The organism is Sphingobium sp. TomTYG72 (assembly GCF_055394715.1).
On sequence record NZ_AP027337.1, the window covers coordinates 254,972 to 273,337 of the forward strand.

Consider the following 18,366-nt stretch of genomic DNA (forward strand, 5'->3'; position numbering starts at 1 on the left):
GCGCGGATCATGACAAAGACAGCCGAATATGGCCTGGGTGAACTGACCTTTCCCCGTGGCTGGTTCATGGTGGCGACCGCCGATGAGGTGACGCAGCAACCGCAACCCGTCCGCTTCTTCGGGCAGGACATGGCTCTTTATCGCGGCAAGAGCGGACGCGTCGTTTTGCTCAACGCTTATTGCCCGCACATGCGCGTCAACATCGCGCGCAACAGCACATCCTATGTCGTGCGCTACGGCAATCAGGTGGAAGGGGATTCGATCCGCTGCCCCGCCCATGGCTGGCGCTTCACGCCCGAGGGGCAGTGCGACGACATTCCCTATTCGACGCACAAGATCCCCAAGGCCGCCTGCATCAAGTCGCACAAGGTCGTGGAAAAGGCAGGCTGCATCTGGATATGGCATGATATGGAGGGGGGCGAACCCGACCATGACCTGCCCGACTTCGCCGAATGGAACCGCACCGGCGAGGGATGGGTCCGCTGGCAGGTGGACCCTCTCGGTACCTTGCCGATCCACCCGCAGGAAATCCTCGACAACATGACCGACTATGCCCATTTCGCGCCGGTCCATGGATCGTCGGGCAATGTGTTTTTCGAAAATGAATTTGAAGGGCACATCATGCGCCAGCGCTTTGCGTCGGGCCACCGGACGCTGGTGGATGGCAGCGGGCTGCTGGAAACCGACACCTGGTACACCGGGCCGGGCATCCTGCTGTCCCGCATGGAGGGCAAGCATCCCTCGCTCATGATGATCTGCAACACGCCGGTCGAGGATGGCGAGGTCCGGGTCTGGTTCGCCGTGATGGCGCAAACCGCTGCGAACGGCGAAGCGACGGCAGAGGAACGCGCCACCGCCCGCGCCTATCATGAGGCAGGGCTTGCCGCCTTCTCACAGGATTTCGAGCTGTGGAAATATAAGGAAGCGGCCATCAACATCCTTCAGGTGCCGGACGACGGGCCGTTCCACAAGGGGCGGCTATGGCATCGCCAATTCTACAATCCGCGCGCCCGCGCGAGCGAATTCCAGAAGCGGGTCAACGGCGTCCATACCACCGTGGACCTGCGCGGGAGCAAGGCTGCGGCCTGAATATCCATAGTTGAGTGATTGCCGACGGAGCTTCCCTTAAGGCCGCTCCGCCGCTGCCATATGCACTGCCCGATTTGACGCACGTCAATTTGTTCGCGCCAAGTAAGTATATACTCACTTCTTGAGCGAACCGGCATTTCTGCCGCCGCGCACCAAGAGAGGAGCGAAGATGAACGCGCATAGCCAGCCACATCAGGCGACCACATGCCCCCTGCCCATCGCCGACCGGGATGGACTTCGCAGGGCGTTGCAGGACGCCAACCTGCCTAGCCTGCTGATGGTTTACACGACCTATGCGCAGGACCGCGAGTATCTGGACAGTTTCGCGCCCTACCTGACCGGCATATACACGGCGGAAGCGCCGTCGAATGTGCCGGACGAAATGGCGCAGGATTTGCGGGATCGCCTCTTCGCGCTGCTGACCAACCCGACGCCGCCGGTGGAACGCCCGATCGATCCTGAACTGCTGCGCCGGATGATGGGCGTCAGCGTGGGTGAAGATGTCGATCCCGCCATCATGCCGGTGCTTTACGACCAGATGGGCTTTGAACGCCCGGTGCCGCGCAAGGACATGCCCGGCCGCATCCATCCGCCCGCCGGTTTCCGCGTGCTGGTGATCGGCGGCGGCATGACCGGCATCGCCGCAGGGATCAAGCTGGGCGAGGCCGGCTATGACTATACGATCATCGAGAAGAACCCTGACCTTGGCGGCACATGGCTGGAAAATCGCTATCCCGGCGTCGGCGTCGATACGCCCAGCCACTTCTACTCCTATTCGTTCGAACTGAACCCGGACTGGAGCAGCTACCATCCGAAGGGGCCGGAAATTCACAGCTATCTGACCGGCGTCGCCGACAAATATGGCATCCGCGATCATGTCCAGTTCGGGACGAAGGTACTCGCCGCCCGATGGAGCGATGCGGAAAGCAACTGGCACGTCACCTTGCAGGATGTGAAGACCGGCGCGGAACGAGTGGAAGTGGTGAATGCGGTGCTACTCGCCCATGGCGTGCTTAACCGTTGGTCCTTCCCCAATATCCCCGGCCTGGACAGCTTCAAGGGCACCAAGATGCACACCGCCGGGTGGGACCCGGATATGGACCTTACCGGAAAGCGCGTGGCGGTGATCGGCACGGGCGCCAGCGCCGCCCAGCTCGCGCCCGCGATCGCTGACAAGGTTTCCAGCCTCGTCATCTTCCAGCGGTCCAAACATTGGGTGCTCAATAACCCCGAAATCACCGCCCCGGTGAACGACGATATCCGCTTCGCGCTGCGCAACATTCCCCATTACAAGGAATGGTTCCGCTTTCGCGTATACTGGTTCACCGGCGACGGCCTCTACGGCAATGTGAAGAGAGACCCGAACTGGCCCAACCAGGACGTCTCGATCTCTGCCCAGAATGACGGCGCGCGCAGCTATGCGCTGCAATATATCCATCGCAAGCTGGCGGGCCGTCCCGACCTTATCGAAAAGGTCGTTCCCGACTATCCGATCTTTGGCAAGCGCATCGTTCTGGACGCCGATGGCGGCTGGCTCGACACTTTGCTAAAGCCCAATGTCACGCTGGAAACCGACCCCATCGATCATGTCGAAGAAAATGCGATCGTCACCAAAAGCGGCAAGCGCTACGAAGTCGATGTGATCGCGCTCGCCACCGGCTTTGAACTGGCCCCCGCGCTCGGCCCGCTCAAAGTCTATGGCCGGGGCGGCTGCGATCTGGCGGCGGCATGGGGCAAGGACGAGGCGCGCGCCTATCTGGGCGTAATGGCTCCCGCCTATCCCAATTTCTTCATGACGCTCGGGCCGAACAGCGCCCCCAATCATGCTGCCGGGGTCAACATGGTTCTGGAAGCGCAGGTCAACTAGGGTCAGGACCTATTAAATTACTTGCGGTGCTGAGGATTGGTTGATTCAATGGCGGCGTGAGGAGGCGTCGCCGTGAGTGATCTGATTTGGCTTTCGAAGGCGCAGATGCGCCGGATCGAGCCGTATTTCCCGCTGTCGCACGGCGTGCCCCGGGTGGATGACCGTCGGATCATCAGCGGCATCATCTTCATTATCAGGAACGGCCTGCGGTGGCGCGATGCACCTGCCGACTATGGCCCTCCCAAGACGATCTACAACCGCTTCATCCGGTGGAGCCGACTTGGCGTGTTCAACAAGATTTTCGCAGCGCTCTCGGCGAAGGCCGGGCAGCCTGACCAACTGATGATCGATGCGACGCATCTGAAGGCGCACCGGACCGCAGCCAGTCTGCTCAAAAAGGGGCTGTTCCCCGACGTATCGGACGCACCAAAGGCGGCCTGAATTCCAAGCTCCACGCCGTCTGCGACGGAAAGGGCAGACCGCTGGTCATGCTGCTCAGCGAGGGGCAGATGAGCGACTACAAAGGCGCTGCCCTGATGCTCGACGCCTTGCCCCGCGCCAAAGCCCTGCTCGGCGATCGAGGCTACGACGCCGACTGGTTCCGCAACGCGCTCGCGGAACGCAGCATCACCGCCTGCATCCCGTCAAAGAAGAACCGAAAGGTCCCGATCCCGCACGATGCCGTGCTCTATCGCCAGCGTCACAAGATCGAGAACATGTTCGGCAGGCTCAAGGACTGGCGTCGCATCCACACCCGTTACGACCGCTGTGCGCACACATTCATGTCAGCCATCTGCATCGCTGCAACCGTCATCTTCTGGCTCAATCAATGAGTCCTGACCCTACATCATCGAAGCGCTCGACAAGATCGCGGCCGCTGGCGGCAAGGCGATCGAGCCGACCGAACAGGCCTATCTCGACTGGAACGAGAAGGTCGACGAGCAGATGAAGCAGATGGTCTGGACCCACCCCAAGGCCAAAAGCTATTATTTGAACAGCAAAGGCCGCAACTATGTGTCCTGCCCGTTCAAGCTCGCCGAATACTGGAACTGGACGCGCAATCCTGATCCGGAAGCGATGGTCATTTCCTGATCTTCGCTAGAGACAGAAAAAAAGGGGCTCGATCCATTCGGATCGGGCTCCTTTTCATATGGGCACTGCCTTACCCCGTTGGCCCTGAGCCTGTCGAAGGGCTTTTCTTTGTTGAGGAAGGAAAAGGCTTCGACAAGCTCAGCCCGAACGGGGGTTAGATCATTTGACTTGCGACGTGCCCTGATGGCGTTGCGCCCTCAATCCTCGTCGATCAATATCCGCGCCGCCGCGCCTTCGCTGTCATCGAACTGCCCATCCCGCAGCGCCCAGAAAAAGGCGGCGAGGCCGAGCAGCCCGAGGAACAATGCGATCGGGATCAACAGTCCAAGGCCGGTCATTTCGCGGCTCCCTTCAAGCGCAAGGCATTGGCGATCACGATCAGCGAGGATGTCGACATGGCGATCGCGGCGACGAGCGGCGTGACCTTGCCCGCCACGGCCAGCGGCACCGCCAGCACATTATAGCCGATGGCGAGCGCGAAATTCTGCTTCACCACGGCGATCGTGCGGCGCGCCGCGCGGACGGTCAGCGCCACGGGCGCCAGCCTGTCGCCCAGGAAAACGGCATCGGCCGTCAACTGGCTCGCATCGCTGGCAGAGGCCGGAGCCATGCTGGCATGACCTGCCGCCAGCGCCGGGCCGTCATTCAGCCCGTCGCCCACCATCAACACCTTCTCGCCGCGCGCCTGTAACCGCCCGACGAGCGCCAGCTTATCCGCCGGGCGCAGATGGCCGATCGCAGTCGTGCCGGTCGCGCGGGCGATCTCTTCCAAAGCTTCGGGGCGATCCCCGCTGGCGATCAGCGTCTTGAGACCCATCGAGCGCGCCTCGCTCAGCGTTTCGGCCGCATCCGGGCGCAGGGCGTCGGAAAAATGCAGCAGCGCCGACCGCTCCCCAAACCGATATTCGCTCGCAAGGCCGAACAGGCTGACGACGCTGCGTGGCCGGGCCAGCGCCACCGCCACGCCAGCATGGTCGGCGAAGATTCCCTCTCCCGGAATTTCACGGATCTGGTCGAGGGACGCCGGAGCGACTTGCCGAGCCTCCAGCGCCTGCCGCAGCGCGTCGCTCAACGGATGGCGAGAGACCCTTGCCAGCGCCAGCAGGATCGACTGATCCGCATATTCAAGCCGGTCGAGCGCCTGCGGCACCGGACGGCCCAGCGTCAGCGTGCCAGTCTTGTCGAACAGCCCCTCGCTCACTTCCGCCAGCCGCTCCAGCGCCGACCCGTCCTTCACCAGCACACCGCGCCGCATCAACGCACCGCATGCGACGATCTGCGCCGCCGGGACCGCAAGGCCGAGCGCGCAGGGACAGGTGATGAGCAGCACGGCCACCGCGATCAACAGCGCCTGATGCACGCCCGCGCCCGCGATCATCCACCCCGCGAAGGACAGCGCGGCGAGCAGATGGACGCAGGGCGCATAATAGCGCGCGGCCCGGTCAGCGATCTGGACATAGCGGGACTTCCCCTGCCCCGCCTCCTCCATCAGCCGGGCGATGTCCGCGATCACCGTGTCGGCCCCGGCCGCCGTAACCTCGACCGTGATCGGCCCTTCGACGTTCATCGCGCCGGCCTGAACCATGTCGCCAGCGCGTACGCGGACCGGCGCGCTTTCGCCGGTCAGGAAAGCGAGATCGATGCCGCTCTCACCCTCGATCACGCGGCCATCCGCGGCTAACCTCTCGCCCGCCGCGACGATCATGCGCATGCCAGGGCGCAAAGCGCTCGCCGCAGTCCACTGGCTGCGACCGCCTGCGTCCAGCACCAGCGCACCCGGCGCGGTCTGCTTGAGCAACGCCGCCACGCCAGCCCGCGCCCGCCCCCGCATCATGCTGTCGAGGCAGCGCCCCGCAAGCAGGAAGAACAGCAGCATTACCGCGCCGTCGAACCAGGCATGTTCACCGCCGCTGATGGTTTCGAACAGGCTCATGGCGGTCGTCAGCAGCACGCCGATGCTGATCGGCACATCCATGTTCGTCCGCCCCTGCCGCAACGCAGCCCAAGCGGAACGGAAGAAGGGCTGGCCCGCATAGGCAACCGTCGGCAAGGCGATCAGCGCCGACAGCCAGTGGAACATCGTCCGCGTCGCGCCTTCCGCGCCCGACCAGATCGACACCGACAGCAGCATGATGTTCATCGCCGCGAAGCCCGCCACGGCAAGCGCGCGCACCAGCGCCTTGCCCTCCGCCGCCGCAATGTCCTGCCCCGGATCGGCCAGCGGTTCTGCCTCGAAGCCCAAGGCGATGATCGCCGCCTTCAACTCCGGCGGGGTCAATGCGGGATCATGACTGATCGCAACCCGCTTCGCGCTCATATTGACGCGCGCGGAGCGGATGCCGGGCGTCAGCGGCAGGCCATTCTCGATCTTCGAGATGCACCCCGCACAATGAATTCCGGGCACCGCGAACAGGCTTTCCTTCGCCTCAAGCGGCGCTTCCTCGATCAGGGCAGGCTGGCTGGCCATCAGTCGATCTCCCGCAGCAGATGTTCTTCCCCACCGGCATAGCGAATGTCGAAACGTAACTGCCACCGACCGGCGGGCAGCGCGTGGTCGCTCACATAAAGTCCCGGCGCAGCCTCATGCAGGCGCAACATGACATCGGGCGCGCGCCCAAGCGGATGTTGCGCCACCGCGCTCATCTGCGCACCCCGTACGTTCAACTCCATCCGCACATGACGCGCGGCGTCCAGCGTCACCCTGTCGCGCCAGCCCAGCTTTTCCTGCGCGCGCGCCTGCGCCAGCCAGCCGTTGAACTTCTGGCTGGCGACATAGCTGTTCTCGACCACCGCCCCGCCAAAGGAGCGCACGGCGATCGTCGCCATCAGCATGTTGACCGCGATCACCACGGCGAAAAACGCCACGAGGATCGCCGTCATATGCCAACCTGTGAATGCGCGGGCGCGGTTGCGGACGTCGGTCATCTGTCAGGGCCTTTCAAATCGGGCTGGTTCGCTGTCGCCGCCGCCTTCACGGTCCATGGCGCGCACGGTGAAGCTGAAATCCTCCCGCGCCGGGCCTGCCGGGGGGACAGTCAGGAACAGGCGCAGCTTGGCCACGCTGTCGGCGGGTACGATGACGCGGATGGCGCTGGTCGCCTCGTCGCGCGATCCTGTCTCGGTCCACATCTTCATGTCGCGCAGGCCGGTCACGCTCACCTCAATGGGGCGTGGTCGCGTCTCCATGTTCCGAACCTTCACCGTATAGGCGTTACGGATCGCACCGTCCGACAGGCGCACGAAAATCGGGTTGCGATCCTGCTGCGCGCTCATATCCAGCCGCGTGCGCGCGCCCAGCGCGAACAGCATCGCCGCGCCGATGCTCGCCCAGACCGTGAAATAGGCGATGGTGCGCGGACGCAGCAGCGTCTTGAGCACCGGCTTGGCCGCCGCGCCCTTCTTCTCCACCTCGGCATCATCGTCGGTACAATAGTCGATCAGCCCGCGCGGACGGCCGACCTGCTCCATCACCTTGTCGCAGGCGTCGATGCACAGCGCGCAAGTGATGCAGCCGATTTGCGGGCCTTCCCGAATGTCGATGCCGGTGGGGCAGACCGCGACGCACTGATTGCAATCGATACAATCGCCATAGTCCCCGGGATGCGCCTGCGCCTTCTTCAGGCTGCCGCGCTGCTCCCCGCGCCAATCCTTATAGGTGACGACCAGCGATTTTTCGTCCAGCATCGCCGTCTGGATGCGCGGCCATGGGCACATGTAGATGCACACCTGCTCGCGCATGAAGCCGCCCAGGATGAAGGTGGTCGCGGTCAGCACGCCCACCGTCCCATAGGCGACCGGCGCAGCCGTGCCGCTCCAAAATTGCTGCTGCAAAGTCGGCGCGTCGGCGAAGTAGAAAATCCATGCGCCCCCGGTAATGAATGCAATCGCCAGCCACACCGCCCATTTGGCGATCCGCCGGGCCAGCTTGCCCACGCTCAACGGCGCCTTGGCGAGCTTGATCTGCGCATTGCGGTCGCCATCGATGAAGCGTTCGACATGCTGGTATAGATCAGTCCACACCGTCTGCGGACAGGCATAGCCACACCACGCCCGCCCCACCGCCGAGGTAACGAGGAACAAGCCGATCCCCGCCATGATGAGCAGGCCCGCCACATAATAAAATTCATGCGGCCAGATTTCGATCGAGAACATGTAGAAACGGCGGTGCGCCAGATCGACCAGCACCGCCTGGTCCGGCGCATAAGGCCCCCGGTCCCATCGCAGCCAAGGCGTGCCCCAATAGATGGCAAGCGTCACCGCCATGATCGCCCATTTGAGGCGCCGGTAAAAACCGTCCACGGCCTTGGGATAAACACCCTTGCGCTTCTCATAGAGCGAGGGAGAGTCCGACATCAGCATGTCCGCCTCCCTTCCCCCGTCATCCCGGACTTGATCCGGGATCCCGCTTCTTCGTCGCGCCCGTTGCAAAGAACAGCGGGACCCCGGATCAAGTCCGGGGTGATGAAGATGGCGCGGTTGTTATTGCCCCGCATCGCCCGGCACCTTGGCGGCAGCAACCTTCACCGCCGCAGCCTCACCCCCGCCAAGGCTGTGGACATAGGCCGCCAGCATCCGGATCGTCGCCTTGTCCAGCTTGTCGTCCCAGCGCGGCATCACGCCATGGCGGCTGTTCCACACGCCATCATGGATGGCTTCCGCATCACCGCCATAAAGCCAGATCGCATCGGTCAGGTTCGGCGCACCAAGTTCCCTGTTCCCCTTGCCCGCTGGCCCGTGGCAGACGGCGCAATTGTCAGCGAAGATCTTGCCCCCGCGCGCGGAGGCGGCGTTGGCCCGATCCTGCCCGCTGATCACCCGCACATGCGCAACCACATCATCGACCTGCGCAGCGGTGAGCAACTGATCTTTGCCGAAAGCAGGCATAAGCGATTGCCGGGTCGCCACATGATCGGGATTGCGCACGCCGTCGGTGAGCGTCTTTTCGATCGCGGGCAGGTCGCCACCCCACAGCCAGTCATCATCATTCAGGTTGGGATAGCCCTTCGATCCCGCCGCGCCCGATCCATGGCACTGCACGCAATGGACGCGAAATGCCGCGCGTCCGCCCTCGACCGCAGCCTGCATCAATTGCGGCCGCGTCGGCAGGACTTCGATGGAGGTGTCGGCAATCGCCTGCCGCACCGGCGCGATCTGTGCTTCCCGCGCCGCCAGTTCCTTGTCGAGCGCCCCCCGGCTCGACCAGCCAAGCACGCCCTCTGTCGCCCGGCTGATCATCGGCAGGGCGGGATAGGCGATCACATAACCGATCGCGAACAGGATCGTCGCATAGAAGGTCCACAGCCACCAGCGCGGCAGCGGCGTGTCCAGTTCCTGGATACCGTCCCACTCATGATGCTTGACCTCGGTGCCCGTGGCGGCGTCGATCCGCTTTTCATCAGCCATGATCCGCCTCCGAATGCTCCGTTTCGAAAATCGCTTGCGCGGCCTCTGCACTACGCTCGCGCCCCTTGGGCCGGAAATGCCAGCCGATCAGGACCGCGTAGGTGAGCGCCATGAAGACCAGCCCCCAGCTGTCGGCGAAATGCCGCAACGCGTCGTAGCTCATCGTCCGACCTCCTGCGGCCTGGCGCTTTCCACATCGACCAGCGTGCCCAGCATCTGGAGATAGGCGACCAGCGCATCCATCTCCGTCACCTTGCCCGGATCACCGTCGAAATCGCGCGCCTGCGCCTTGGGATAGCGCTTGATCAGGTCCGCAGCGTCCGCATCCGGATCGGCCTGCGCCTTCAGGTCGTCATTGGCCTTGGCGATGGCATCCTTGCTGTAAGGCACGCCGACATTGGACAGCGCGGTCAGGTCCTTGCCCATATCCCCCGCCTTCAGTTCACGCTCGGCGAGAAACGCATAGCCCGGCATGATCGATTCCGGCACGACCGCCCGCGGGTCCTTCAGATGCTGGACATGCCATTCGTCGGAATACTTGCCGCCAACGCGCGCCAGGTCGGGGCCGGTGCGCTTCGATCCCCATTGGAACGGATGGTCGTACATGCTCTCCGCCGCGAGGCTGTAATGGCCATAGCGTTCCGTCTCGTCACGGAACGGCCGGATCATCTGGCTGTGGCAGTTATAGCAACCCTCGCGGATGTAGATATTCCGTCCCGCCAGCTCCAGCGGCGTGTAGGGCCGCATGCCCTCCACCTTCTCGATCGTGTTGTCGATCCAGAAGAGCGGCGCGATTTCCACGATGCCGCCGATGGCAACTACGATCAGCGACGCGATACCCAGCAGGGAGACGTTGCGCTCCAGCTTGCCATGGTCCCAGAACTTACCCTTGGTTTTGCTAGTCATGTCTTGGCGTCCTTAAGCAGGCTGGGCGACAAGCGGCCGGTCCGCCGCCGGATCATAGGCCGCATCGCTCATCGGCTTCTCCGCACGCAGCGGGCTGCCCGCGATGGTCTTGCCGATATTCCAGGCCATGATGATCGCCCCGGCGAGGTACATAAGGCCCCCGGCAGCCCGGATCACATACATGGGGAACATGGCGCTCACGACTTCGGAGAAGGCGTAGACGAGATAGCCGTCGCTGCCATATTCGCGCCACATCAGCCCCTGCATGATGCCCGCCACCCACATCGACGCGGCGTACAGAACGATGCCAAGCGTCGCGAGCCAGAAGTGCCAGTTCACCAGCCGTAGCGAATAGAGCCGCTCGCGCTTCCACAGTCTTGGCGTCAGATAATAGAGGCAGGCGAAGGTGATGAGCCCATTCCAGCCCAATGCACCACTATGCACATGGCCGATCGTCCAGTCGGTATAGTGGCTCAGGCTGTTGACCGCCTTCACCGACATCATCGGTCCTTCAAAGGTGCTCATGCCGTAGAAGGCCAGCGCCATCACCATCATGCGGATGATCGGGTCGGTGCGGATGCGGTCCCATGCGCCGTTCAGCGTCATGAGGCCATTGATCATCCCGCCCCAGCTCGGCATCCAGAGCATGACCGAAAAGACCATGCCCAAAGTCTGCGCCCAGTCCGGCAGCGCGGTGTAATGAAGATGATGCGGACCCGCCCAGATATAGAGGAAGATCAGCGACCAGAAGTGGATGATCGACAACCGATAGCTATAGACCGGACGCTCCGCCTGCTTGGGCACGAAATAATACATCATGGCGAGGAAACCGGCGGTCAGGAAGAAACCGACCGCGTTATGCCCGTACCACCATTGGGTCAGTGCATCCTGCACGCCCGCGAAAGCGCTGTAGCTCTTGGAACCGAGCAGGCTGACCGGCACCGACAGGTTGTTGACGATGTGCAACATCGCGATCGTCAGGATGAAGCTCAGGTAAAACCAGTTCGCGACGTAGATGTGCGGTTCGCTGCGGCGCAGGATGGTGCCGCCGAAGACGACCAGATAGGCGACCCAGACGATCGTCAGCCAGATATCGACATACCATTCCGGCTCGGCATATTCACGAGCCTCGGTGATGCCCATGACATAGCCGGTCGCGGCCAGCACGATGAACAGCTGATAGCCCCAGAACACGAACCGTGCGAGCGAGGGAAAGGCGAGCCGCGCCCTGCAAGTGCGCTGCACGACATAAAAGCTCGTCGCGATCAGCGCATTGCCGCCGAATGCAAAGATCACCGCCGACGTATGCAGCGGCCGCAAGCGCCCGAAGCTCGTATATTCAATGCCAAGGTTCAGCGCAGGAAAGGCGAGCTGCAAGGCGATGTAGAGCCCCGCCAGGAACCCCGCCAGTCCCCAGAAGACGGTCGCGATCACGCCCCAGCGGATCGGATCGTCATCATATTTCCCCTGATCGGTCGGCATCTTCAGTAGGCCGCGCGCGATGCCGGCATAATCGGCCCCGCCGATCGTCACCACCACCATCAGCAGCGCCGCCGCGCAGGCTATGGCCATATGGACGGCAAAGCCGCTGTCCACCGCCATCAGCGCCGCCATCAAGGCAACCACCGCCAGCGCGAACCAGCCGCCCGATTTCAATAATAGTTGATCCATCGGATCCCCCCGCGAAAGGTCTATTGCGACGCCCCTCGTCCGGTCGCCGCCCCTATGCCCTGACCTCTGGCAAAGGCGGCGCGGCGGGTATGTAGGGGAATGTCCTTAGGCAGATTGTCGCCACACTCCCCTCCCGCAGGCGGGAGGGGGCTGGGGGGTGGGCCAACGCAACATCAATGCAGATTTACAAAGGCCAGAAGCTCGCTTCGCTCGCGCCCACCCCTAACCCCTCCCGTTTACGGGAGGGGAAGTCCCGGAAATGGAAGCTCGCCTTCACGCTCCCTCGGCCATGCTCTCCAGCCGATCGGCATCGCAGATCCGCACGCCCCGCCGTCCGGCCAGCGCGATCACGCCCAGCCGCTTCATGTCGCTGATCTGACGCGATACGGTTTCTATGGTTAGCCCCAATATATCCGCGATCTGCTGGCGCGACAGAGGTAGGTCAATCACGCCGTCGGGGTCCGCGCGCAGCCGCCTGCTCATGTCCAGCAGGAAAGACGCGACCTTCTCTCGCGCATTCTTTCGCCCCAGCAGGAGCATCCAGGCTCGCGTCCGATCAAGGTCGTCCAGCGTCCTCTGGAGCAGCCGGTGCTCCAGCTGCGCATGCTCGCGCGCAAAGCCGTCGAAAGCGCCGCGCGGGTAAAGGCACAGCCGCGCATCGGTCAGCGCCGTCACGCTATGCGGCGTCCGCGCGCCAAAGGGCCGCCCAATGAAGTCTGACGCATAGACCACGCCGACAATCTGCTCGCGCCCGTCGCCTGTCGATGTGGCGAGCTTCAGCGTGCCTTCGATCACATTGGCGACAACCATGCTGTCATCGCCCTCCCACATCACCGTCTGCCCGGCCTGCAACGTCACCCGCCGCCCGATCCGGTTGAGCGCGGCGCGCTCCTGCGGGTCCAGATCGGCGCAGATCGCCTGATTGCGCACCTCGCACCGATCGCAATATCCTGCACTACAGCCTCCGGCAGCCGGGGTCATCACCGCCATTTCGGCACCGCCGGGCGCCTTTTGCGCCAGATCAAATTGCATATCCATTCCCGCTGCATGCCGCCATGCGGGTTTCAGACCTATCCGTAAATCTCCCTAGCGGCTTGGGGAGGCATTCTCCCTCTCTCCTTCAGGGGAGAGGGCCGGGGAGAGGGGAATTTACCCCACCCCCGCATGAAACGCGATGCGCAGCGCCTCGGCCAAACTCTTCACCTCCAGCTTCTGCATCAGGTTGGCGCGATGGATCTCCACCGTGCGTGGGCTGATGCCGAGATCAAAGGCGATCGTCTTGTTGGGCAGCCCTTCGACCAGCCCATCCAGCACATCGCGCTCCCGGTCGGTCAGCACATTGAGCCGCGCCCGCGCATCCTCCGCCCGCGCGCCCGCACCGCGATCGGCAATCGCCACCCGCCGCGCCGCCTCGACACATCCAAGCAGCGCCGCCTTCTCGAACGGCTTTTCGATGAAGTCGCTCGCGCCCGCCTTCATCGCGGCCACCGCCATGTCGATATCGCCATGGCCGGTCATGATCACCACGGGCAGCATGACGCCACGCGCGCGCAACTCCCGCTGCACCTCCAGCCCATCGATGTCCGGCATCCGCACGTCCAGCAGCACGCATCCCGGCTCCAGCCCCGCCGCATCCTTCAGAAAAGCCGTCCCGCCCTCGAACAGGCGCACCGCATAGCCGCTGGTCTTCAGCAGGAAGGACAGAGACCGGCGGATCGCTTCGTCATCATCGACGACATAGATGGGGAAGGGTTCGCTCATGCCTTAATCCGCGCGGTCCAGGGTGAAGTGAAAGGCCGTGCCGCCCCATTGTGACGGCTGTGCCCAGATGCGCCCGCCATGGCCTTCGACGATGGTCTGGCTGATCGACAGGCCCACGCCCATGCCGGACGGCTTGCTGGTCGTGAAGGGCATGAAGAGCGTGCGCGACATGTCGGGGTCCAGGCCCGCTCCGCTGTCCGCGACAATCACTTCGACGCGCCCGTCGTCGGCCGGTGCGGCGGACAGGCGCAGGATACGTGCGGGGCTGCTCGCCATCGCCTCCATCGCATTTTTGATGAGGTTGATGATCACCTGCTGCAACTGCACGCGGTTGACCAGCACCCTGTCCACCCGCCGATCGACGCTGATGTCCATGTCGATGCCCCGGCTGTCCATGCCGATGAACGCGAGCGCCGCCCCTTCGGCCAGCAGTTCCCGCAGCGATTCCGGCTGGCGCATCGTCTCGCCGCGCTTGATGAACTCGCGCAGCGACCGGATGATCTCCCCCGCGCGCAACGCCTGCCGCGCACTTTCGTCCATCGCCTCGCGCAGCATCTCGCGGTCCACCGGCCCGTCGGCGTCCAGCAGGTCGCGCCCGGCCTCCAGATAGTTGGCGATCGCCGTCAACGGCTGGTTCAACTCATGCGCCAGCGCGGACGCCAGCGTTCCCATCGCCGTCACCCGGCTGGCGTGGGACAGTTCCGCCTGAAGGTCCGCCACGCGCCGTTCGGCCTGTTGCCGCTCGGTCAGGTCACGGATGAAGCCGGTAAATAGCCGCTGCCCCTGATCATACACCTCTCCCACCGACAGTTCGATCGGAAAGGTCGATCCGTCGCGCCGCCGCGCGCTGGTCAGGCGGCCGATGCCAATGATCCGCTTTTCGCCGGTGTCGAGATAATGGCTGATATAGCCGTCATGCCGCTCTCGATCCGGCGACGGCATCAGCATCGAGATATTCTCGCCCAGCACATCGCTTTCGGCATATTGGAACATGCGCTGCGCCGCCGCGCTAAAGGACACGATCCGCCCGGCCATGTCGATCACGATCAGCGCATCGGGCACCGTCGCCAAGATCGATCCCAGCAGCGCCTGCTCCAGGCTATGCTCGCGCTCGCTCAAGCCTTCTATATCATTGTCGTCCGCAACCGCCATCTGGCCACAATGCCCTGTCTTCAGTGCGCCAGCAAGACGGGCACGCGTCCCTCGCGCAGCACGGTACGGGTCACGCCACCGAATATCACCTGGCGCAGGCGGCTGTGCCCATAGGCGCCCATCACCATCCAGTCCGGTTTCAGCACATCGACCGCCGCCATCAGCGAATCCTCCACCGACTTCCCTTCACGCGGCCAGCTATGGACTTCCGCTTTGATCCCATGGCGGGCAAGATATTCGGGAGCATCAGTCGCTGGGAAGGCATTTTTGTTCGCTTCCTCAACAGTCACGATGTGCACATCCTGCGCGAGCTTCAGCAGCGGCACCGCGCCCCGCAGCGCCGCCGATGCTTCCTGCGATCCATCCCAGGCGACCAGCGCCCGCCCCGCTACCATCAGTGATTTCGCCGATTGCGGGACGGCCATCACCGGCACCGGCCCTGACAGGGCCAGTTCGGCGGCGATCGGCTGTGGATCGGTGAGTACCCTGCGCGGCCCTTCGGGCAGGGTCACGACGATGACATCGGTCAATGCCGAGGCGGCCAGTAGGCCATGAAGGATATCGCCATCGATCTGCCGCCAATCCCAACTCACACCTTCCGCGCGAAGCCTTTCCTCGGTGCGCGCCTTGATTCGCTCGTCGATTTCACGCAGTTCATTGATGATGGAAGGCGCCAGCGCCGCGCCGCCATACATGTCTGCAGCCACCATGTCGGGCATTTGCGTCACCTGAGCACAACGAATGTGCGCCCCCGTCGCGCGAGCAATGTCGCACGCTGCTTGCAGGCGGCTTTCGGCACCCCGATCATCATGGATATGAAGCAGAACCGATTTCATCTCACATCTCCTGCGGAGGAACCGTAACTTGTCCTTTCTGGCTAAGATCTGACGGTCTCCGCCGCCATCCGGGATAGTCCTTATATCCTTTCGGCACTGAAATCCCGATCTGGGTGGTATGACATGGACAACGATACGCCTCGAACTCGCACGCACGCCCGCTTTTCCAAACGGATCAGCAGCTCGCAGCTATGTCATGCGCCTGCCGCTGGGTCAGGACGGCCTGATCGACGAGCAGGAATATCGGCATAAACCCGAACTCGCCACCGTCCGGCGCTTCTGGCCGAATGAACCCGACCGCCATGGCTGGCTGCTACGGACCTCCAACGGCTGGGCGCTATCCTATGAGCCGGGTGAGGAGGATGACGAGCAACTCTTCCGCCTGAACGCGCATGCAATTCAGCCCGGCAGCTATCTGACGCTGACGGAGCGGGATGGCGAGCGCCTGCCCTTCGTGGTGAAGGCGCTCGCCGCAGCATAGGTTCAGAACTTTACGCCCACACCCGCGCCAAAGACCAGCGGATCGAGTTGCACGCGAACCTTCTGCACGCCCGCCGCCGTGGTCGAGAGCCGGGCCGTCGTATCGATATCGATATATTTGACATCCAGGTTCAGGAAGACCCGGTCCGTCAAATCGACATCAACCCCGGCCTGCGCCGCCCATCCGAAGCTGTCCGACATGTGCACGCTGGTCGCGCCCACCGCGCCCTCCAGCGCGTTCGACGCCTTTTCATTGTAGAAGAGCGTGTAGTTGACCCCCGCCCCGACATAGGGCCGAATCTTGGCTTCCGGCAGGAAATGATATTGCGCCGTCAGCGTGGGTGGCAGCACCCAGGTGGATGTGAGACGGCCTATCGTCCCTGTCGTTCCAGTGCGCCCGCTGGCACTATGTTTGGTCGTGGCGGCGATCAGTTCAAAGCCCACATGGTCAGTCGCCATATAGGTCACGTCGATCTCCGGCATCACGCTGTTATCGACTTTCACCTTTTCGCCAGGAAAGGCGGGCAGCACGCTCCCGCTTCGTTCATTGGGCGCAACCATGATGGCGCGCAGCCGCACCAGAACGTCGCCCTGCGCAGCCTGCGCGGGTGCGGACATGGCGGCGCAGCCAGCTGCCGCTCCAAGTAAGATAGTCTTGATGTGCATTTCCAAAGTCTCCATCCCTGTTGTCGGTGACTTGGCTTTGCCCCGGTGCCGCACGCCCAGCATTGATCCGGCGCAACCGGCAATTTGACCTGCCTCAATGCGCTGGGCGGCACCCCATGCGATCCGCTGTGGCATGTGGACCTATCACCCCGACCTGCTGGCCCAGCCGGTGCCGCGCTACACCAGCTACCCCACCGCCGCGCAGTTCACCGCCGATGTGGGCGCCGATGACCTTGCAGCCCGGCTGGACGGGGTGAAAACGGATGCCCCCCTCTCCCTCTATGTCCATATCCCCTATTGCCACGACATATGCTGGTATTGCGGCTGCAATACAGGAGCGGCCAATCGCGCCCAGCGGCTGACCGCTTATGTGGAGGCGCTGGAACGAGAGATGGCTTCCATCGCGGGGCGCTTGCGCGGACGCGGACGTGTCGCGCGGATCGCCTTCGGGGGTGGTAGTCCCAATTCGCTGCCGCTCGTCGATTTCGTCCGCCTGCTTCAGCAGTTGCTGATCTGTTTCGATGCGCGCGAGGCCGAAATTTCCGTCGAACTCGACCCCCGCCGCCTCGACGCCACCTGGATTTCCACCATGGCGGCCATGGGTGTCAGCCGGGTCAACCTTGGCGTACAGACCTTCACCCCGCATGTTCAGGCCGCGATTGGCCGCATTCAGCCGCTCGACATGGTGGAGCGAGCCGTCGATCAACTCCGCGCAGCCGGGATCGCGATCGGTTTTGACCTCATGTACGGCCTACCCGGCCAAAGCCTCGACGATCTTGCGGCGACTTTGGAAGCAAGCATCGCGATGCAACCCGCCCGTGTCGCCCTGTTCGGCTATGCCCATATGCCGCAGCTACTGCCTCGCCAGCGCCGCATCGACGGGAGCAATCTGCCCGATCTCGCCACGCGCTTCGACATGGCCGCACAAGGCTACGGAATGCTCACTGCCGCTGGTTATGCGGCGATCGGCTTCGACCATTTCGCCCTGCCGCAGGACGGCCTGGCAATAGCAGCGCGTGACGGACGGCTGCGCCGCAACTTCCAGGGCTTTACCGATGATCCCGCTGATATCCTCCTGGGTCTGGGCGCCAGTGCGATCAGCCAATTCCCGGACCTCATCATCCAGAATGAGAAGCAGGCCGGACCTTGGCGCGAACGCGTAGAGCGCGGCGAACTTTCCGCCACCCGGGGCACGCTGCGCACCGGCGATGACCGGCGGCGCGGCCGGATCATCGAGGCGATCCTCTGCCGGGGCGAAGCGCATGTGGGTACTGCCCTGCCCCAGCCCGACCTGTCGCGCTTCGAGCGACTTGGCCTATTGCGATTGAGCGAAGGCCGAGTGCAACTGACCCCCGGCGCGCTCCCCTACGCCCGCAGCATAGCCGCCGCATTCGACAGCTATCTGCAACCAGCGGAAAAGCGGTTCAGCCATGCGGTTTAGTG

19 protein-coding genes are annotated in these 18,366 nt (G+C 63.5%); 6 read left to right on the forward strand and 13 right to left on the reverse strand.

Annotation, left to right across the window (positions count from 1 at the left end; genetic code table 11):
• Positions 1 to 9: 9 nt before the first annotated feature.
• From ACZ5U1_RS14570 to ACZ5U1_RS14585, 4 genes are all read left to right on the forward strand, one after another.
• Positions 10 to 1,089 carry a Rieske 2Fe-2S domain-containing protein gene (locus tag ACZ5U1_RS14570; protein WP_464780618.1) on the forward strand — a complete coding sequence of 360 codons (1,080 nt, stop codon included), beginning with the start codon at positions 10 to 12 and terminating at the stop codon, positions 1,087 to 1,089.
• A 169-nt stretch (positions 1,090 to 1,258) separates the two neighbouring features.
• Positions 1,259 to 2,956 carry a flavin-containing monooxygenase gene (locus ACZ5U1_RS14575; protein ID WP_464780619.1) on the forward strand — a complete coding sequence of 566 codons (1,698 nt, stop codon included), beginning with the start codon at positions 1,259 to 1,261 and terminating at the stop codon, positions 2,954 to 2,956.
• 72 nt (positions 2,957 to 3,028) lie between these two features.
• Positions 3,029 to 3,789 (forward strand): IS5 family transposase gene (locus ACZ5U1_RS14580; RefSeq protein WP_464777745.1). Its coding sequence is split into 2 segments (ribosomal slippage): positions 3,029 to 3,362 and positions 3,362 to 3,789, totalling 762 coding nucleotides; the frame shifts between segments, so codons are not numbered across the junction.
• Between the two features lie 112 nt (positions 3,790 to 3,901).
• On the forward strand, positions 3,902 to 4,048 hold the full coding sequence (locus ACZ5U1_RS14585) for a hypothetical protein (RefSeq protein ID WP_464780620.1): 147 nt from the start codon (positions 3,902 to 3,904) through the stop codon (positions 4,046 to 4,048).
• A 197-nt stretch (positions 4,049 to 4,245) separates the two neighbouring features.
• On the opposite strand, the gene ccoS is transcribed toward ACZ5U1_RS14585, so the two are convergent.
• From ccoS to ACZ5U1_RS14645, 12 genes are all read right to left on the reverse strand, one after another.
• On the reverse strand, positions 4,246 to 4,386 hold the full coding sequence (gene ccoS / locus ACZ5U1_RS14590; RefSeq protein ID WP_464780621.1) for a cbb3-type cytochrome oxidase assembly protein CcoS: 141 nt from the start codon (positions 4,384 to 4,386) through the stop codon (positions 4,246 to 4,248).
• On the reverse strand, positions 4,383 to 6,515 hold the full coding sequence (locus ACZ5U1_RS14595) for a heavy metal translocating P-type ATPase (protein ID WP_464780622.1): 2,133 nt from the start codon (positions 6,513 to 6,515) through the stop codon (positions 4,383 to 4,385). The genes ccoS and ACZ5U1_RS14595 overlap by 4 nt, the downstream gene beginning before the upstream one ends.
• On the reverse strand, positions 6,515 to 6,973 hold the full coding sequence (locus ACZ5U1_RS14600) for a FixH family protein (protein WP_464780623.1): 459 nt from the start codon (positions 6,971 to 6,973) through the stop codon (positions 6,515 to 6,517). Before ACZ5U1_RS14600 ends, ACZ5U1_RS14595 begins: the two co-directional genes overlap by 1 nt.
• A gap of 3 nt (positions 6,974 to 6,976) precedes the next feature.
• The gene (ccoG, locus tag ACZ5U1_RS14605; protein ID WP_464780624.1) at positions 6,977 to 8,407 is read right to left on the reverse strand and encodes a cytochrome c oxidase accessory protein CcoG; all 1,431 of its coding nucleotides are present in this window, start codon (positions 8,405 to 8,407) and stop codon (positions 6,977 to 6,979) included.
• Positions 8,408 to 8,527: 120 nt separating this feature from the next.
• Entirely contained in the window at positions 8,528 to 9,451 is a 924-nt protein-coding gene (gene ccoP / locus ACZ5U1_RS14610) for a cytochrome-c oxidase, cbb3-type subunit III (RefSeq protein WP_464780625.1), read from the reverse strand.
• A complete protein-coding gene (locus tag ACZ5U1_RS14615) occupies positions 9,444 to 9,614 on the reverse strand; it encodes a cbb3-type cytochrome c oxidase subunit 3 (protein ID WP_464780626.1) in 171 nt (56 codons plus the stop codon). Before ACZ5U1_RS14615 ends, ccoP begins: the two co-directional genes overlap by 8 nt.
• The gene (gene ccoO / locus ACZ5U1_RS14620) at positions 9,611 to 10,357 is read right to left on the reverse strand and encodes a cytochrome-c oxidase, cbb3-type subunit II (RefSeq protein ID WP_464780627.1); all 747 of its coding nucleotides are present in this window, start codon (positions 10,355 to 10,357) and stop codon (positions 9,611 to 9,613) included. Before ccoO ends, ACZ5U1_RS14615 begins: the two co-directional genes overlap by 4 nt.
• A gap of 12 nt (positions 10,358 to 10,369) precedes the next feature.
• Entirely contained in the window at positions 10,370 to 12,028 is a 1,659-nt protein-coding gene (ccoN, locus tag ACZ5U1_RS14625) for a cytochrome-c oxidase, cbb3-type subunit I (protein WP_464780628.1), read from the reverse strand.
• A gap of 273 nt (positions 12,029 to 12,301) precedes the next feature.
• On the reverse strand, positions 12,302 to 13,066 hold the full coding sequence (locus ACZ5U1_RS14630) for a Crp/Fnr family transcriptional regulator (RefSeq protein WP_464780629.1): 765 nt from the start codon (positions 13,064 to 13,066) through the stop codon (positions 12,302 to 12,304).
• Positions 13,067 to 13,177: 111 nt separating this feature from the next.
• Positions 13,178 to 13,789, reverse strand: a complete 612-nt coding sequence (gene fixJ, locus ACZ5U1_RS14635; RefSeq protein ID WP_464780630.1) for a response regulator FixJ — start codon at positions 13,787 to 13,789, stop codon at positions 13,178 to 13,180.
• 3 nt (positions 13,790 to 13,792) lie between these two features.
• Positions 13,793 to 14,941: a sensor histidine kinase gene (locus ACZ5U1_RS14640; protein WP_464780631.1), complete on the reverse strand. Its 1,149-nt coding sequence runs from the start codon at positions 14,939 to 14,941 to the stop codon at positions 13,793 to 13,795.
• 20 nt (positions 14,942 to 14,961) lie between these two features.
• Entirely contained in the window at positions 14,962 to 15,777 is an 816-nt protein-coding gene (locus tag ACZ5U1_RS14645) for a universal stress protein (protein WP_464780632.1), read from the reverse strand.
• A 118-nt stretch (positions 15,778 to 15,895) separates the two neighbouring features.
• Here ACZ5U1_RS14645 and ACZ5U1_RS14650 point away from each other — a divergent pair, with 118 nt between their 5' ends.
• Positions 15,896 to 16,258, forward strand: a complete 363-nt coding sequence (locus tag ACZ5U1_RS14650) for a hypothetical protein (protein ID WP_464780633.1) — start codon at positions 15,896 to 15,898, stop codon at positions 16,256 to 16,258.
• Between the two features lie 2 nt (positions 16,259 to 16,260).
• On the opposite strand, the gene ACZ5U1_RS14655 is transcribed toward ACZ5U1_RS14650, so the two are convergent.
• Entirely contained in the window at positions 16,261 to 16,923 is a 663-nt protein-coding gene (locus ACZ5U1_RS14655; RefSeq protein WP_464780634.1) for an OmpW/AlkL family protein, read from the reverse strand.
• A 133-nt stretch (positions 16,924 to 17,056) separates the two neighbouring features.
• Here ACZ5U1_RS14655 and hemN point away from each other — a divergent pair, with 133 nt between their 5' ends.
• On the forward strand, positions 17,057 to 18,364 hold the full coding sequence (gene hemN, locus ACZ5U1_RS14660; RefSeq protein WP_464780635.1) for an oxygen-independent coproporphyrinogen III oxidase: 1,308 nt from the start codon (positions 17,057 to 17,059) through the stop codon (positions 18,362 to 18,364).
• The last annotated feature ends 2 nt before the right edge of the window (positions 18,365 to 18,366 follow it).

Coding starts and splice junctions, on each gene's coding strand:
- ACZ5U1_RS14570 (WP_464780618.1), top strand. CDS start 10: ATGACAAAGACAGCCGAATATGGCCTGGGTGAACTGACCTTTCCCCGT.
- ACZ5U1_RS14575 (WP_464780619.1), top strand. CDS start 1,259: ATGAACGCGCATAGCCAGCCACATCAGGCGACCACATGCCCCCTGCCC.
- ACZ5U1_RS14585 (WP_464780620.1), top strand. CDS start 3,902: ATGAAGCAGATGGTCTGGACCCACCCCAAGGCCAAAAGCTATTATTTG.
- ccoS (WP_464780621.1), bottom strand. CDS start 4,386: ATGACCGGCCTTGGACTGTTGATCCCGATCGCATTGTTCCTCGGGCTG.
- ACZ5U1_RS14595 (WP_464780622.1), bottom strand. CDS start 6,515: ATGGCCAGCCAGCCTGCCCTGATCGAGGAAGCGCCGCTTGAGGCGAAG.
- ACZ5U1_RS14600 (WP_464780623.1), bottom strand. CDS start 6,973: ATGACCGACGTCCGCAACCGCGCCCGCGCATTCACAGGTTGGCATATG.
- ccoG (WP_464780624.1), bottom strand. CDS start 8,407: ATGCTGATGTCGGACTCTCCCTCGCTCTATGAGAAGCGCAAGGGTGTT.
- ccoP (WP_464780625.1), bottom strand. CDS start 9,451: ATGGCTGATGAAAAGCGGATCGACGCCGCCACGGGCACCGAGGTCAAG.
- ACZ5U1_RS14615 (WP_464780626.1), bottom strand. CDS start 9,614: ATGAGCTACGACGCGTTGCGGCATTTCGCCGACAGCTGGGGGCTGGTC.
- ccoO (WP_464780627.1), bottom strand. CDS start 10,357: ATGACTAGCAAAACCAAGGGTAAGTTCTGGGACCATGGCAAGCTGGAG.
- ccoN (WP_464780628.1), bottom strand. CDS start 12,028: ATGGATCAACTATTATTGAAATCGGGCGGCTGGTTCGCGCTGGCGGTG.
- ACZ5U1_RS14630 (WP_464780629.1), bottom strand. CDS start 13,066: ATGGATATGCAATTTGATCTGGCGCAAAAGGCGCCCGGCGGTGCCGAA.
- fixJ (WP_464780630.1), bottom strand. CDS start 13,789: ATGAGCGAACCCTTCCCCATCTATGTCGTCGATGATGACGAAGCGATC.
- ACZ5U1_RS14640 (WP_464780631.1), bottom strand. CDS start 14,941: ATGGCGGTTGCGGACGACAATGATATAGAAGGCTTGAGCGAGCGCGAG.
- ACZ5U1_RS14645 (WP_464780632.1), bottom strand. CDS start 15,777: ATGAAATCGGTTCTGCTTCATATCCATGATGATCGGGGTGCCGAAAGC.
- ACZ5U1_RS14650 (WP_464780633.1), top strand. CDS start 15,896: ATGACATGGACAACGATACGCCTCGAACTCGCACGCACGCCCGCTTTT.
- ACZ5U1_RS14655 (WP_464780634.1), bottom strand. CDS start 16,923: ATGCACATCAAGACTATCTTACTTGGAGCGGCAGCTGGCTGCGCCGCC.
- hemN (WP_464780635.1), top strand. CDS start 17,057: ATGTGGACCTATCACCCCGACCTGCTGGCCCAGCCGGTGCCGCGCTAC.